Below are 14,074 nucleotides of genomic sequence, written 5' to 3' on the forward strand. Positions count from 1 at the left end.
TTCTGTATATTTTTGAAATGATTGTCCTTTTCTTGCCATAAAAAAATCCCCTCCAGATAAAACAGTATTGAGTCCATCATATCAGATGGACTCTTTTTTTACTGTCTACCTATAGGGGATAATACCAGTTTTTCACAAACGCCTCCTCTTATTATTCATACACTGTAAACTGAGGTTTACTCGGATGATCTTTTACTAGCGCATCATCTGGAAACTTTGAAACTTTTTGATATACGGCAATGTCACCGATACAACCTCCTGTTAGTAGAATTCCTAAAAATGAGAGTGGCTCCAGATTCATAGCTAATCCCAATACAATTGGCAAAATTCCAGTTGGTAAAAACGGAAGCATTAACACTTTCTTCATTTGCTTTACTGTAACCGCCTGTTTAGAATGAGCATATGCAACACCTAATTTCCAATTAACGCCCCATTTTAGTTCACTCCACGGAACACCTCCGATATAGCGAAAGCCAATTAAATGTATCGCCTCATGAATACAAACGAGAACAATCATTGCGATAATAAAAAGAAACATCGTTAATAATGTAACTTCAACTTGAACCCCACCTGAAAGAAATATATGCAAATAACCAATTCCAAACGACAAAGCAATTATTATAAAAAATAAAGAAAAGTTTAATTTAACCATCGAAACAGTAACAGTCGTTTCTTTTCTTTTATCCATCTTCCCCCTCCTAAAATGTAAATATATCTTTACAAAATTGTATAATATACCCAAAATAATGTAAAGATATATTTACATTTATTCTTACATACAAAAAAAGAAACCGGCTACTTTACTTCGTAAAACAGCCGATTTCTTCTATATGTTTCATCGTACGCGCTAATACGTCATCGCGCATTATAAAGCTAAATTTTCTATTCGTTTTAATGTTGTCAGGAATGTCTTTTAATAAAACAGACCCTTTCGTTTCTTCGTAATGCGTATGTTCTTCTACCGCACTAATTGTTGCAAAATAAATGTTTTTAATGATTATTTTGTCTTTTCCAGATACTTTGTATTGTCCTAAGTAAGTTAAATCAGAAACTATGCCGCCGGTTTCTTCATGAACCTCTCGAACTGCCGCTTCTTCCGGTGTTTCCCCTAGTTCTACTTTACCACCTGGAAATTCAAGACCGCGACGTAAATGATGCGTTAATAACCATTGATCCCCGTACCGGCATACAACCCAAACATGCTTTGGCTCAGGAGAAAATGGATAACGTTCAAACGATAATTGTACAGTGTTGTGGTAATAATCTTTAAATTTGTACATGCCATTACTCCCCTATTGATGGTTACAAGTTTTTCCTACCACAAATTGTAGCATATTCTCGCTTTTCTGCATAATATTATCCAATTACAATCCATTGATTATTCCCATTTGCGCGACTAATTCTTTCGTCTCATGATTTCCTAAATCGTAAATCATTTTATATGCTTTTTGTAGTTGTTCATCATATCGGTCATTATTTGAATCGTGATGATACTCAACAAATGGAACGTGGGAGCGTACAAATGACCCTAAATCTTCTACATATGCTTGATCAAAGTGCTCTCTTAATTCCGTAATTTCCTCATCATTTGCGGAAATCTCAAAATTATACGTATCCGCCGTCTTCACTTGTGAAATTTGACCATTTCCTATTGATATATAATATGTTTTTTTCGTCTCCATGTAACACCCTTCTTTCATCCTTTTATTTTCTATTGTTTTCATCAATTACAAAATTATGTAAAATAAAGAAAAGGAGGGATTTTATGTTCAAAATATTAATTATCGGTATTATCATCGTCCTAATCATCCTCGTACTCTCCATCATGACAATTAATAAAGGCTATGCTTATAAACATTCCGTCGATAAACTAGAAGACAATCCTTATACAAAAAAGAATAAGGAGAATTCCTAATATGCTTCGTATACTTCGCATCATAGTAGCACTCACTGTGATCGTTATGTCGGCAATTGGATTATATACAGGTCAAAATAATTTTTTACCTCTTTCACAATTTCTATTAGGGGCTTTAATGTTTCTCATCGCATTTGAACAAATAAAGAAAAAGGAGGCAGCAACTGGATTTATTTGTATTATTGCCGGTGCTTTCATTTGGATAGTTCTCATTATTACCTACATAAAATAGAGGAGGTCTTTTATGCTAAAAGGGGGTCGGATTACTTTATCACTTATTGCCTTATCTATAGCAATCTATGGATTTTTTACTGGTAGTAGAGAAATAATGCCTTATATGTTCATCTTTTTAGGAGGTATGGCCCTCACCATAAGTTTAGAGGAAATATTAAAACGACAAACAGGAGGTAGTCTGCTCGCTCTACTAGCAGGGGCCGCTGCTTTATTTATTGGTTTCACAGAAATATTCTAGTAAATGGTCTAAAGGAGGCTATACAATGCTAACTCTAACTATATTACGGAGTTTTTTAGCATTTCTCATGCTTCTCTTACTCATTCTAAGCACTTATATCCATGTTACCGATAATTTTTCACTTCTTCCATACTTACAATTTATTCTCAGTTGTTCCTTTATTCTTCTAGGAATTAATGAATTAAAATCCGGACGAAAATCAATGAGTATCCCGTATTTTTTCGTTTCTGGTCTTATATTCTTCTTCTTAATATCGAACTACTTTCACTACATGTAGAATGAAATTTTGACCAATTTAGCATTTATAATTATTTTCTCTCAGTAACTATGTCTTTCTACTAAGGGGGATTCCATGTTAAAAAACATTCGAATTATAATCGCCACTATCGCTCTTTCTCTCGTCCTATTTAGCTTCTTTGCAAACTTCACTATTCTTTTACCTTACGTGTTCATCCTTTTGGGAATCGATGAAATAAAGCAGCAGCAAAAAGCGAAAGCATTTGTTTATTTTCTCTGTTCTGCCTTTATTTTATATGTTGGAGTATCTAATATATTTTCATACAAAAGAAGAGTATGGTCGCTCTTAGCACAATAAAAAAACTGCCCTTTCACAGGCAGTTTTTCTTTTTATCCAAAAACTTTCTCAAGTTCATCTTTATCTTGGCTTAACCAGAAGTTCATTAAGCGTTGTGCTCCTTCTAAGTCGTGAAGCTTCGCTTGACCACATTGCGTTTCATTTGCAGCCGGAATTTCTGTAATTTGAACCGCATCTTTTAATGTTAGTTCTAATAAATCAATGATTTCTCGAACTGTCGGCGTTCCGCTCACTACAAGATAATATCCTGTTTGGCAGCCCATCGGTGAAATATCGATAATATCAAAGTGCGGATAACGATCAATATATTTACGTAAATTAAATGCTAATAAATGCTCTAACGTATGAATAACATCTGGTTTCATTGCTTGTTTATTCGGTTGACAGAAACGAATATCAAATTTATTTACAATACCGTCACTACCTACATTGTGAACTCCGCAATGTCTTACATAAGGTGCCTTTACAATCGTATGATCTAATTCAAAGCTTTCTACTGATGGCATACAACATCTCTCCCGCTTTTAATTTAATTCCGTTATATCCAATATGATATAACGGAAATGCACATTAGTAAAGTATTATGTACAGTCGTGCTATAATACTTTAAGAATATGCTGAAAAGGAGACCGTTATGAAACAGATTTTTATTGGGATTATACGCTTTTATCAAAAGTTCATTTCTCCGATGACGCCACCAACATGTCGTTTTTATCCAACTTGTTCTCATTACGGATTAGAGGCGTTTCAAAAACATGGTGCACTCAAAGGCTTTTGGCTTACTTGTAAGCGTATATTAAAATGTCACCCTTTCCACCCGGGAGGATTTGATCCTGTCCCAGATAAAAAGGATGACAAAGTAAATTCTTAATTGTCGTAACCATTCACAACTAAATCTAATTTTCCTGTATCAGGATCTATAACAAGACCGTGAACAGGTACTTCTTCCGGAAGTAATGGGTGGTTGCGAAGTACTGATACGCTATGTTCTACACTTTCTTCCACACTAGAGAAACCGCGCAAGAATTGTTCTAAATCGATTCCAGAATAACGAAGCATATCTAATTTCTCTTCTGTTATACCGCGTTCTTTCATTCTCTCAATCGTACTACTTGCTTGAATTTTTGCCATACCACAATCATGGTGACCAACTACACATACTTCATCAGCGCCAAGTTCGTATACAGCGACTAAAATACTACGCATAATACTTCCAAATGGATGTGAAATAACAGCGCCTGCTACTTTAATAATTTTCACATCACCGTTACGCATATTCATCGCTTTTGGTAATAGTTCAACAAGTCGTGTATCCATACAAGAAATAATTACCATTTTTTTGTTTGGAAATTTCCCCGCTACAAACTCTTCATATTTTTTCTCTTCAACAAATTTCTCATTGTACTGCAAAATCTCTTCTAATGACTTCATAGTAAAGGACCCTCTTTTCTCTCGTTTACACTACATAAATAGTGTACCAAAATATGAAAAACTCAAAAAGGATATCGCTTTATAGTAAAAATAAGATATTTTCAGATAATCGACATAATTCTTTCAAAATATACACACATCTTTGTAACAAGTTTCACATACTTTAAACGTATTTTCACTATAAACTGATTGTAGATAATGTAAAAAAGGAGTGAATATTTATTATGTCCGACGTTCTGTTACTGAGTCGTTTTCAATTTGCAATTACTATTTTTTATCACTTTTTATTTGTACCTTTGACAATCGGACTTGTCATTTTAGTAGCATGTATGGAAACTCAATACGCCCGCACATTGAATCCAACATACCGTAAAATGGCAAATTTCTGGGGTAAATTATTTACAATTAACTTCGTAATGGGGATTATAACCGGGATTACGATGGAATTCCAATTTGGAACAAACTGGTCTGAGTACTCCAAATATATGGGAGACATTTTCGGATCCCCTCTCGCAATCGAAGCACTCGTTGCCTTCTTCTTAGAATCTACTTTCATGGGAATATGGTTATTCGGTAAAGCCAAAATTTCACCAAAGTTCCGTGCCTTCTGTATGTGGATGGTTGCACTTGGAACAAACATTTCCGCCCTTTGGATTATTACAGCAAACGGCTTTATGCAAAACCCTGTTGGATACGTCGTGCGTAACGGCCGCGCTGAATTAAATGATTTCTGGGCACTCGTTACGAATCCATACGCTTGGAACATGTTCTTCCATACTGTAGTTGGTTGTTATATCGTAGGTGCTTTCTTCGTTATGGCAATTAGTGCTTATCACTTATTACGTAAAAATGAAGTAGAATTCTTCAAAAAATCATTTAAGTTTGGTTTAATGTTAGGCTTATTCGCCGCAACAATTACACCGTTTATGGGACATCAATCTGGTGTATCAGCAGCTAAATATCAACCCGCAAAAGGTGCTGCGATGGAAGCAGTTTGGGAAACTGGAAAAGGACAAGGCTTCTCAATTGTTCAAATTCCTGATGTAAAAAATGAGAAGAACTTTGAATTCCTTACGATTCCAAAACTCGGAAGCTTCTTCTACACAAATTCATTTAATGGCGAAATTGTTGGTTTAAAAGATATTCCGAAAGATGAACGTCCAAATGTTAACCTCGTGTATTATAGCTTCCGCTTAATGGTTGCACTCGGCATGTTCTTTATGGCATTAACTTGGTATGGCTTCTATTTAAACCGAAAAGGAAAACTAGAAAACTCAAAACGTTATTTGAAAATTACAATATGGTCTGTCTTACTTCCTTATATCGCAATTAACGCAGGATGGATTGTCGCTGAAGTAGGTCGTCAACCATGGACAGTATATAAACTAATGCGTACAGCAGAATCTGTATCACCTATATCTGTCCCGCAAATTTGGTTCTCATTAATTAGTTTAATTTTATTCTACACTTTACTTTTAATCGCAGACGTATACTTAATGCTGAAGTTCGCGAAAAAAGGACCTGCCGCATTAGAAGAACCTGCTACTGAGGGAGGTGTAGCTCATGTCTCATGATATGCTTGCAATCATCTGGTTCGGTTTATGGGGCGTGATTTGGACAGTTTACTTCATTCTTGACGGGTATGCACTTGGTAACGGAATGATTTTTCCTTTCGTTACGAAAGATCGACAAGAACGAAATCAATTACAAGAAGCAATTGGCCCGTTCTGGGGCGGTAATGAAGTATGGTTAATTACAGCTGGTGGCGCAACATTTGCTGCCTTCCCAGTCACATATGCTAATATGTTTAGTTATTTATATACACCGTTATTCTTAGTATTACTTGCACTATTTGCTCGTGCCGCTGGACTGGAATTCATGCATAAAGATGATTCACCAATTTGGCAAAAAACTTGTAAATGGGCATTTGCAATTGGCAGTTTCCTAATCGCCTTCTTATTCGGTGTTACATTCGCTAATCTTTATTACGGACTACAAATCGGAAAAAATGGCTATGAAGGAAATTTACTTAGCTTACTAAACCATTACGGTATATTAGGTGGTCTTTTCTTCACTGCTATATTTGTCGTATCCGGTGCCCTTTGGGTCATGATTAAAACGACTGGTGAAGTATCTGATCGTGCTTATAAAATCGCAAGACCATTTTCAATGGCAGCTGCTATTATTTTAGCTATCTTCTATGTAGCAACTGCTAATCGGACAAACTTATTCCAAAACTTTACGGAATATCCGGTACTATTCATTCTTCCAGTACTTGCAATGCTAATGAGTGTACTCGCACTTATTATGGTGTACAAACATAAAATTGGCCTTGCATTCACATTCGTTTGCCTAACAATCGCAATGTTTATGACAACTGGCTTTGCAGGTATGTTCCCAAGAATGTTACCATCTCGTATTAACGATGCATACAGTACAACGTTATATAACGCAGCTGGTAGTCAATTAAACTTAAAAATTATGTTCTTCGTTGCAATGGTTATGGTACCAATCGTTATTGGATATCAGCTTTGGAGCTACAGTATTTTTAAAAATAAAATTCATAAAGACTCTGCTAAAGGGTATCACTAAAGTAAAAAAAGACACTTCGTTTGAAGTGTCTTTTTTTGTACGTATGATTTTCGATAAGATGTTATATTTCTAATCTAACAACTATAATACAGAAGAATCATTAACAGCTCACAGCTAGAGTGTAACATACAACAAACATGTTACTTTATGCAATTTTGCATTTTAAAATTATAACGTTGATTGAATAACTTGATCATACGCATCATTATCCCTTACATCCGCCGTACTAATCCCGCTAAACGTTTGTACTTTCATTCCTGTATTTGATGATCCCGATCCATTATAAGCTTTCGTCTTTTCAATCGGCTGTACGTTATATTTATCCCCTACATTAATTGTTCCATTGCAGTTTTCAATAATAACACCTTCCACAACTGCCGGCATTTTGTCACCCACTTTCATTTCTTTACTTTTATTTTATGAAAATCGCCTAGAAAAATAGCATGTTTCAATAAGAAAAAGCACTCAATTTGAGTGCTTTTTCTTTAAGCATAAAGACAAGTTTGGAGACAGTTGACTTCTTCAAAATTTTATTAGGGGTAATATTTTGAAAAAGAAAGCCTTTCATATGTAGGTTAACACCACTGGAATATATAGTAAATTGATAATATTTATACGGAAGATTGCTAATGTTTAGTATAGATAGTTTACACTATGCTAACAGTGAAAACTATCTATACTAATAAAAAAAGGTGCCTTCAAAAAAGACACCTTTCAAAAACAGACACTATAAAACAGAATTATTTATTGTTATACGATTGTTAGATACAAAAAGTAGAGGGAAATGTTTGTATTAAATTCTGCTTTATAAAGTCTGTCTACAAATTATATTGTAATCCTCTTCATTTGAAAAAAAATATAATATGCACAATTGCATACAAAAAGAAAAAGCACTCTATTGAGTGCCTTTTCAACCATTTTACTTTTAATATATCGCTTTGAATATATTGTAACATATGTATCCATATATTTTATTGAGAAAATTCAAAATCCTTTTTCTTTCATTTTCACTTATAAAATCATGTAATATAAAAGGTATGTCAAATTCTTATACAAATTGAGGTGTACTATATTTATGATGTATTTCGGAATTATTCCTCTTATATTATTTATTATTTTTCTTATCTCATATTTAAAAGATCCGCGAAAAATAATAAACGGCTTTTTATTTAATTCCTTTGTCTGTTTTTTCCTTCTTTTTTGTGTGATTATATCTGTAAATTCAAGTAGTGATGTCCTACGCTATATTATAATTTTACCTATTTTAGCACTTCTTATTATGCTTCCTTTCGGTATTGTTGCTTTAATGTTTGGGCTATTTCTTAATGCTAGAATTTTAATGAAGCGAGAAGGAAGACGGTTCACTAACTGTTTAACACTCCTTGCTGCTTTAGGGATGTTATTCTTTATGTTACTCCCTATTATAAACCCAGCAAGTTTGGTCTCATCGCATTTAGAGCCTATTTTTGCAGCTATTTCTCTTATAAGCTTCTATTTCTTTATACACTTATCTAACTTCTTAAGTGCATATTTTTTATACCAATTCAACAGACCAAGACGTAATCAAGATTTCATCATCGTTCTTGGTAGCGGCTTAATTAATGATAAAGTACCACCATTACTTGCAAGCCGCATTAATAAAGCTATCGACTTCTATTGGAAACAAGCAGCTGTAAATACACCACCAACAATTATTTTCTCTGGTGGTCAAGGTCCAGATGAAGGTCTTCCAGAGGCAGAAGCAATGCAAAATTATGCTGTTGAAAAAGGAATTCCTCTTGAACATACGGTGCAAGAAAATCGCTCTGTAAACACATATCAAAATATGTTGTTCTCTAAAGAAATTATGGATTCTTTAAAACCTGAAGGTAAATATAAAAGTATTTTTACCACAAATAATTTCCACCTTTTCCGCGCTGGCATATACGCTAGACAAGCTGGTCTTAATAGCCAAGGAATCGGGTCAAAAACTGCATTTTATTACTGGCCTAACGCAATGATTCGCGAATATGTTGCGATTGTCGTAATGGGACGTAAGCGCCATATGAAAATATGTGGAACTATTTTAGGTTTCGCTTTATTCGTATCAGTACTTAGTTTTATATTTTCTTAATAGCATCCCATCCTTTGAAAGGATGGGATTTCTTATACTGATTTCAAAAATATTTTAAAGATAATATGGTGATAATATTCCCTGCATACATCCATTAAAGGAGAATTTTTTCAAATTAAATGTTAAAATAAAATTTAGGTGTGAATTACGTAACAAATAAGAAACTAGTTTGAAACGAGGAAATTATATGGAGAAAATTATCAAAAACAAGCCCAATAAGCTAAAAATTGCTTCAAAAGCTTTGATGATTATTATTGGGGCATTTATCACAGCGTACGGATTAGAAGCAGTATTAATTCCAAATAACGTATCAGACGGTGGTGTGACTGGTTTAAGTATCGTTAGTTCAAGATTATTTGGATTGCCATTAGGAGCTCTAATCGCAGTTATTAACATTCCTTTCGTTTGGTTAGGGTATAAGCAAATCGGTAAAAGCTTTGCGATTTATTCTATTATCGGAATTGCTTCATTAGCAGTAGGTACCGTTGTCATGCACGGAATACCAGCTATTATTGAAGGCGATACATTATTAGTTACAGTTGTTGGTGGTATTATCATCGGTTTTGGTATGGGACTAGCATTACGTAACGGTGGGGCATTAGATGGAATCGATATGCTTGCTGTATTGCTTTCTCGTAAGTTACCATTTGGAACGAGTGACCTTATTTTATTCTTAAACATGTTCGTATTTATTTTCGTATCAACGGTATTCGGTCTTCAAGGAGCTATCCTTTCGGCAATTGCTTACTTTATCGCTTCGAAAGTGATTCATATCGTTGAAGTTGGTTTAAGTGGTTCAAAAGCATTTAAAATTATTACAAAAGAGCCTGAATTAATGGTAGAAACAATTCGCGATCGTTTAGGCCGAAGTGCAACATATAACGAAGTATACGGTGGTTATTCAAGAGAGAAATTCAAAGAAATTTCTTGCGTAATTAACCGTTTAGAAGAAAGTAAAATGAAAGAACTTATTAATGAAATCGATCCACACGCCTTTATTACAGTTTATGACGTAGCAGAAGTAAAAGGCGGTAATTTCAAGAAACGTGATATTCATTAATCGTTATATAAAAGAGGGTGTGCCAAAATTTTGGCACACCCTCTTTTTATTATTAAGTTGCTATCGTTGTCAGTTTTTGTCGGTAAGTCGATATATTTCAATAATCGCTGATATATTTTGAGTTGTGGTCGATATATTCTAATAATCGCTGATATATTTTTACTCGCCCCCTTATGCCTAAATCGTACCAACTGAAAGGGATTAATTCCCATAACAAAAAAAGACCAAAAAGCAATTTACACTTTTCGGTCTCTACACTATCTTCTCTTCGTAATCTTTCCTGAACCACCGACCCTCGTTTTCGGAGGAGATGTATTCCTTGGCGGCGTTTTAATAGATGATTTTGGCTTCACATCTGATCCGCTTGAACCGCCTGGTGTTTTCGTAATTTTCCCCTTGCTTCCAGTAGAAGGTGGGGGCGTCGTATTACTTCCTTTTTCAGTAATACTTCCCTTATCACCTACTGATGGTTTCGAATCTACATTATCGCCTCGCTTAATGATAGATCCTTTCCCTTCCTTCGTAATTGGAGGTGGGGTTTTCTTTTCTTCTTTCGTAGGTGGTCTTTCTGGAATAACTGGTTGATGATTTTGTCTGTCATTATATCCTCGGTAATCACCGGATGATGATCTTTTTGAACCGAATATATCGTTTAATATGCTACCCATAATATATCCTTGCAAGAAGGACGGTTGGTAATTTTGACGGACAAATTCTTTATTACTTATTTCAATTAACGTATCAGATGGTTTCTCTTTATCCTTTTGCAGGTTATAAATCTTATCAGAATAAACGAGGAACATTTGATTTTCGTCTTCTTTAGATGCTTGCTTCGGTTCTCTTTCGTTAATGAGTTCCTTCGCTACTTCAGGAACTGACCGATTGGCGGCCCTATACACGTAAGATTCTTGTTTACCTTCCTTGGCAACAGATTCAAGTGGATAACGGTCTTGAATCGACTTTGTCTGCCCGCCTTGACAACCTGATAAGGCATAACCAGCAACAACAAGTAATATAACGATAGCAAGTATAGGGATTACAAACGATTTAATCATGGTAAACAATCGGTTTGACATGATTACGCCCCCTTACGTTGCTCTTATAATTTGTACATCAGCAGGAATGATTGCTTCTCCCTCATACATCATTGTGCGACCATTTTGCCATTCAATACGCAATAATTTTCGATTGTCTGATTGGAATTCCCATACGTGCTGTTCTTCTGAAGCTGAGAATGGAGTTTTTCCCATAACAACAACACGTCCGTTATATTGTTCTTCCATATGGTACTCGGTATCATCCATTTCAATTGTCGTCGGAATTTCATCAATTGAATCTAAGCGACCATCAATTGGTGTATATAATTTGTAATACGTATTTTCACGATCTTCAATTTTTAAATAACGAATGTCTTTTCCATCTTGCAATGTCAAAACAATTTCCTTACGCGAATGCATACTCGTTTTCCCAATTAATTCATACATAACTAATGACACTTCAATCATATCGCCAGGAGCTAACGTTAAAAGACTCTTTTCCGGCTTCGGTGGCTCTGGGCTTTTCATTATATTTTTAATTCGTTTAAATAAACTCATGATCTACCCCTCCTTTTCTCTTTATAAACAAGCACCTAAAATTAGTGCACCAACAATATGTAATGATCCGGCTAACATCGCATGTGCAACGCTACCTTCTTTCGTACCTTCTTCTAAATCAAGACCAGACATTTTCTTTAATACAAATTCGATAAACATTTCTACCACTAATAAAATAACGAAAGAAACTGCTGAAGCAAGAAGTGCCTGCCATAAGTCATTTGCTTTCGTAATTGATTGGGATAAAATGTACCCTTGTGCAAATAATCTCATAATAAAACGAGTTGTTACAGCTGTATTTCCATTTTTAATTTCTTTTAAATCATTGTATTTTGTAAAAATTGAATCAACCCACATAATTGCAAATAAAAGTACTGCACTCGCTCCAGTCCATACAAGCATGGCAACTACATTCATCCATGTCATTGCAAAACCTCCTCTAAATATAATAGAAAACCGACATGAATATATTTAGACATGTCGGTTCATTTGTCTTTATTCTATATTATTTCTCATACTGCTTCATAATACGAGCTAATTCATCGTCAACAGCAGAATTTTTGTTTAAGCTTGCGAATTCATCATCTAATGATTTTTCTTTCTTATAAACTTCACCGCTTGCTTCTGCTTCAGCCTCTAATTGAAGAGCTTTCTCTTCCATACGGCTTAAACCAGCTTTTGCTGAGTTTGAATCAAATCCAGACATCGCCTGATTAATATTCTTTTGTGCTTTCGCCGCATTTACACGCGCTACAAGTGTCTCACGTTTATTTTTCAGCTCATTTAATTGCTTACGCATTTCTTCTAGCTTTAGGCGCAGGTTATCAGCAGCAGCTTTATTTTGCTCATAGCTTGCTTTATACTCATTCATCTTTTGCTCCGCATTTTGTTTTTCTTCTAGTGCACGGCGCGCAAGATCTAAGTTATTAGCTTGAACAGCCATATGAGCTTGCTCTTCACGTTTTTTCACAAGTGCTTCTTGCTCTTCAAATAATATTTTGAATTTCTTCTCAAGCGCGATTTGAGCTGCTACACTTTTCTCAGCTTCTTGTACATCCGCTTGCATATCGCGTAAATATTGATCCGTCATCTTAACTGGATCTTCCGCTTTTTCAATTAATGAATATACATTCGACATTGTTAAATCTCTTAATCGTTTGAATACAGACATCTAAATTCCTCCTATGATATACCTCATATTTCAAATTCACTACTTGGAAAACTGAAAAATCTCCCTTTACAGTAAAGAATATTCATTTTTACAGCCTATGTGTTTATTATAACAAAACTAATATGTCCTTACATGTTATTTCCAAAATACATCCATTATAATATGACATTCTATATACAATATTGTATTTCTAATATATTCTCATTATCCCTCTTTGAAATTAACTTACTTTTGTGCAATTTCACTAAATTACATAAGTGTAATGTTACTGTAAGCTAACTCGATAGTTGCATTCTGATATTTCTTATACACTAATACCAGAAGCAACAAACAAGCTTCTTCACTTGTAAGCAATAATACAAAAATTGTATTTAATATAAAACATATAAAAGGAGAAATCATCATGAAAAAATTAGTAGGAATCGGATTAGCAGCAGCAATTTCACTTGGAGCATTATCAGGTTGTTCTTTATTAGGAGAGAAAGCGAACGGTTTTGTACTGTACGGCTCAGAAGAACAAGTTCAGCAAATTACAGATAAAAACAAAAAAGAAGTGAAAGAAAAAGACTTCTATAAAATGAAAATGACAACATTAGATGGTAAAAAAGTTCTTGTAATGGATAAGAAAACTGGTGAGGAACTAGTGAAAAAAGAGTTACTTAGCAAAGTTGATGAAAAAGACAACACGAAACCACTTGATAAATTACCAGCTGTAACAACAGAACAAGGTGTATTATTTGCAAAAGAAAAAGTAGAAAATGCTACACTTGATGGAGCGAAATTAAAATATGAAGGCAACACAATTATCGGAAGTGGCCGTGCATATACAGATATGTATGCGATTGTCGATGACGCAACTTACAACAATGTAAAAGGTGATGAAAAATCTGTAGGTGTATTAAAATTTGATAAAGACCCAAGTAAAGAATTCCCTGGTTACAACGGCGTCGAAGCTTCTCAACTTGTAAAAATTAAAAAGTAAAACAAAAAAGCTTTGCGACATTGAAGTGACCCCTAAAAGTTAGACACGGTTATTTCATTAGGCAGCTTGATAAAAATGAGTCCGGTATTGCACCGGGCTCATTTTTAATTTTGCCTTTATCCGTTTTGTATTGTAATAATCTATATAT

Annotated in this window: 21 protein-coding genes; 10 read left to right on the top strand and 11 right to left on the bottom strand. The window is 34.6% G+C overall.

Going from position 1 to position 14,074, the window contains the following annotated elements; all coding sequences use genetic code 11:
* Positions 1–151: 151 nt before the first annotated feature.
* From D1166_RS30210 to D1166_RS30220, 3 genes are all read right to left on the bottom strand, one after another.
* On the bottom strand, positions 152–688 hold the full coding sequence (locus D1166_RS30210) for a DUF3267 domain-containing protein (protein WP_000361289.1): 537 nt from the start codon (positions 686–688) through the stop codon (positions 152–154).
* A 112-nt stretch (positions 689–800) separates the two neighbouring features.
* Positions 801–1,280 carry an antimutator 8-oxo-(dGTP/GTP)ase gene (gene mutTA / locus D1166_RS30215; RefSeq protein WP_000276385.1) on the bottom strand — a complete coding sequence of 160 codons (480 nt, stop codon included), beginning with the start codon at positions 1,278–1,280 and terminating at the stop codon, positions 801–803.
* Between the two features lie 84 nt (positions 1,281–1,364).
* A complete protein-coding gene (locus D1166_RS30220; RefSeq protein WP_000448409.1) occupies positions 1,365–1,682 on the bottom strand; it encodes a hypothetical protein in 318 nt (105 codons plus the stop codon).
* Between the two features lie 83 nt (positions 1,683–1,765).
* Between D1166_RS30220 and ytzI the strand changes: the two genes are divergently transcribed.
* From ytzI to D1166_RS30245, 4 genes are all read left to right on the top strand, one after another.
* Entirely contained in the window at positions 1,766–1,915 is a 150-nt protein-coding gene (gene ytzI, locus D1166_RS30225; protein ID WP_000472791.1) for a YtzI protein, read from the top strand.
* A gap of 1 nt (position 1,916) precedes the next feature.
* Positions 1,917–2,147, top strand: coding sequence for a DUF3953 domain-containing protein (locus tag D1166_RS30230; protein ID WP_000944456.1), 231 nt, complete (start codon positions 1,917–1,919; stop codon positions 2,145–2,147).
* Between the two features lie 12 nt (positions 2,148–2,159).
* Positions 2,160–2,387 (top strand): DUF3953 domain-containing protein, encoded by a 228-nt coding sequence (locus tag D1166_RS30235; RefSeq protein ID WP_000911652.1) that lies wholly within the window; start codon positions 2,160–2,162, stop codon positions 2,385–2,387.
* A 352-nt stretch (positions 2,388–2,739) separates the two neighbouring features.
* Positions 2,740–2,982 (top strand): DUF3953 domain-containing protein, encoded by a 243-nt coding sequence (locus tag D1166_RS30245; protein ID WP_097861717.1) that lies wholly within the window; start codon positions 2,740–2,742, stop codon positions 2,980–2,982.
* 32 nt (positions 2,983–3,014) lie between these two features.
* On the opposite strand, the gene luxS is transcribed toward D1166_RS30245, so the two are convergent.
* Positions 3,015–3,488 carry an S-ribosylhomocysteine lyase LuxS gene (gene luxS, locus D1166_RS30250; protein WP_001141371.1) on the bottom strand — a complete coding sequence of 158 codons (474 nt, stop codon included), beginning with the start codon at positions 3,486–3,488 and terminating at the stop codon, positions 3,015–3,017.
* A 128-nt stretch (positions 3,489–3,616) separates the two neighbouring features.
* On the opposite strand from luxS, the gene yidD reads away from it, so the two are divergent.
* A complete protein-coding gene (gene yidD, locus D1166_RS30255; RefSeq protein WP_000809334.1) occupies positions 3,617–3,853 on the top strand; it encodes a membrane protein insertion efficiency factor YidD in 237 nt (78 codons plus the stop codon).
* On the opposite strand, the gene D1166_RS30260 is transcribed toward yidD, so the two are convergent.
* Positions 3,850–4,413, bottom strand: coding sequence for a beta-class carbonic anhydrase (locus tag D1166_RS30260; RefSeq protein ID WP_000838164.1), 564 nt, complete (start codon positions 4,411–4,413; stop codon positions 3,850–3,852). The two genes, yidD and D1166_RS30260, sit on opposite strands and share 4 nt — an antisense overlap.
* A gap of 224 nt (positions 4,414–4,637) precedes the next feature.
* On the opposite strand from D1166_RS30260, the gene cydA reads away from it, so the two are divergent.
* Together cydA and cydB are read left to right on the top strand one after the other, a co-directional pair.
* Positions 4,638–5,987: a cytochrome ubiquinol oxidase subunit I gene (gene cydA / locus D1166_RS30265; protein WP_097861718.1), complete on the top strand. Its 1,350-nt coding sequence runs from the start codon at positions 4,638–4,640 to the stop codon at positions 5,985–5,987.
* Positions 5,977–7,005, top strand: coding sequence for a cytochrome d ubiquinol oxidase subunit II (gene cydB / locus D1166_RS30270; protein ID WP_000017662.1), 1,029 nt, complete (start codon positions 5,977–5,979; stop codon positions 7,003–7,005). Before cydA ends, cydB begins: the two co-directional genes overlap by 11 nt.
* 168 nt (positions 7,006–7,173) lie before the next feature.
* On the opposite strand, the gene D1166_RS30275 is transcribed toward cydB, so the two are convergent.
* Complete coding sequence (locus D1166_RS30275; protein WP_002062565.1) at positions 7,174–7,407, bottom strand: spore germination protein; 234 nt, start codon at positions 7,405–7,407, stop codon at positions 7,174–7,176.
* A 673-nt stretch (positions 7,408–8,080) separates the two neighbouring features.
* Between D1166_RS30275 and D1166_RS30280 the strand changes: the two genes are divergently transcribed.
* A complete protein-coding gene (locus tag D1166_RS30280) occupies positions 8,081–9,118 on the top strand; it encodes a YdcF family protein (protein WP_000990102.1) in 1,038 nt (345 codons plus the stop codon).
* A gap of 187 nt (positions 9,119–9,305) precedes the next feature.
* Positions 9,306–10,178: a YitT family protein gene (locus D1166_RS30285; protein ID WP_000411244.1), complete on the top strand. Its 873-nt coding sequence runs from the start codon at positions 9,306–9,308 to the stop codon at positions 10,176–10,178.
* Positions 10,179–10,435: 257 nt separating this feature from the next.
* On the opposite strand, the gene D1166_RS30290 is transcribed toward D1166_RS30285, so the two are convergent.
* The 4 genes from D1166_RS30290 to D1166_RS30305 form a co-directional block, all read right to left on the bottom strand.
* Positions 10,436–11,254, bottom strand: a complete 819-nt coding sequence (locus D1166_RS30290; protein WP_000071185.1) for a DUF4247 domain-containing protein — start codon at positions 11,252–11,254, stop codon at positions 10,436–10,438.
* Positions 11,255–11,266: 12 nt separating this feature from the next.
* A complete protein-coding gene (locus D1166_RS30295) occupies positions 11,267–11,773 on the bottom strand; it encodes a DUF4178 domain-containing protein (protein ID WP_000051744.1) in 507 nt (168 codons plus the stop codon).
* Positions 11,774–11,794: 21 nt separating this feature from the next.
* Positions 11,795–12,199, bottom strand: coding sequence for a DUF350 domain-containing protein (locus D1166_RS30300; RefSeq protein WP_097861719.1), 405 nt, complete (start codon positions 12,197–12,199; stop codon positions 11,795–11,797).
* Positions 12,200–12,278: 79 nt separating this feature from the next.
* Positions 12,279–12,944: a PspA/IM30 family protein gene (locus D1166_RS30305; RefSeq protein WP_000110280.1), complete on the bottom strand. Its 666-nt coding sequence runs from the start codon at positions 12,942–12,944 to the stop codon at positions 12,279–12,281.
* 403 nt (positions 12,945–13,347) lie between these two features.
* Between D1166_RS30305 and D1166_RS30310 the strand changes: the two genes are divergently transcribed.
* Positions 13,348–13,926: a lipoprotein BA_5634 family protein gene (locus tag D1166_RS30310; protein WP_000737502.1), complete on the top strand. Its 579-nt coding sequence runs from the start codon at positions 13,348–13,350 to the stop codon at positions 13,924–13,926.
* A gap of 57 nt (positions 13,927–13,983) precedes the next feature.
* Here D1166_RS30310 and D1166_RS30315 read toward each other — a convergent pair.
* A partial coding sequence (locus D1166_RS30315) for an IS3 family transposase (RefSeq protein ID WP_130953558.1) occupies positions 13,984–14,074 on the bottom strand: 91 nt, incomplete at its 5' end.

It is taken from the genome of Bacillus sp. ISO11 (assembly GCF_003458115.1).
Classification (GTDB): Bacteria; Bacillota; Bacilli; order Bacillales; family Bacillaceae_G; genus Bacillus_A; species Bacillus_A cereus.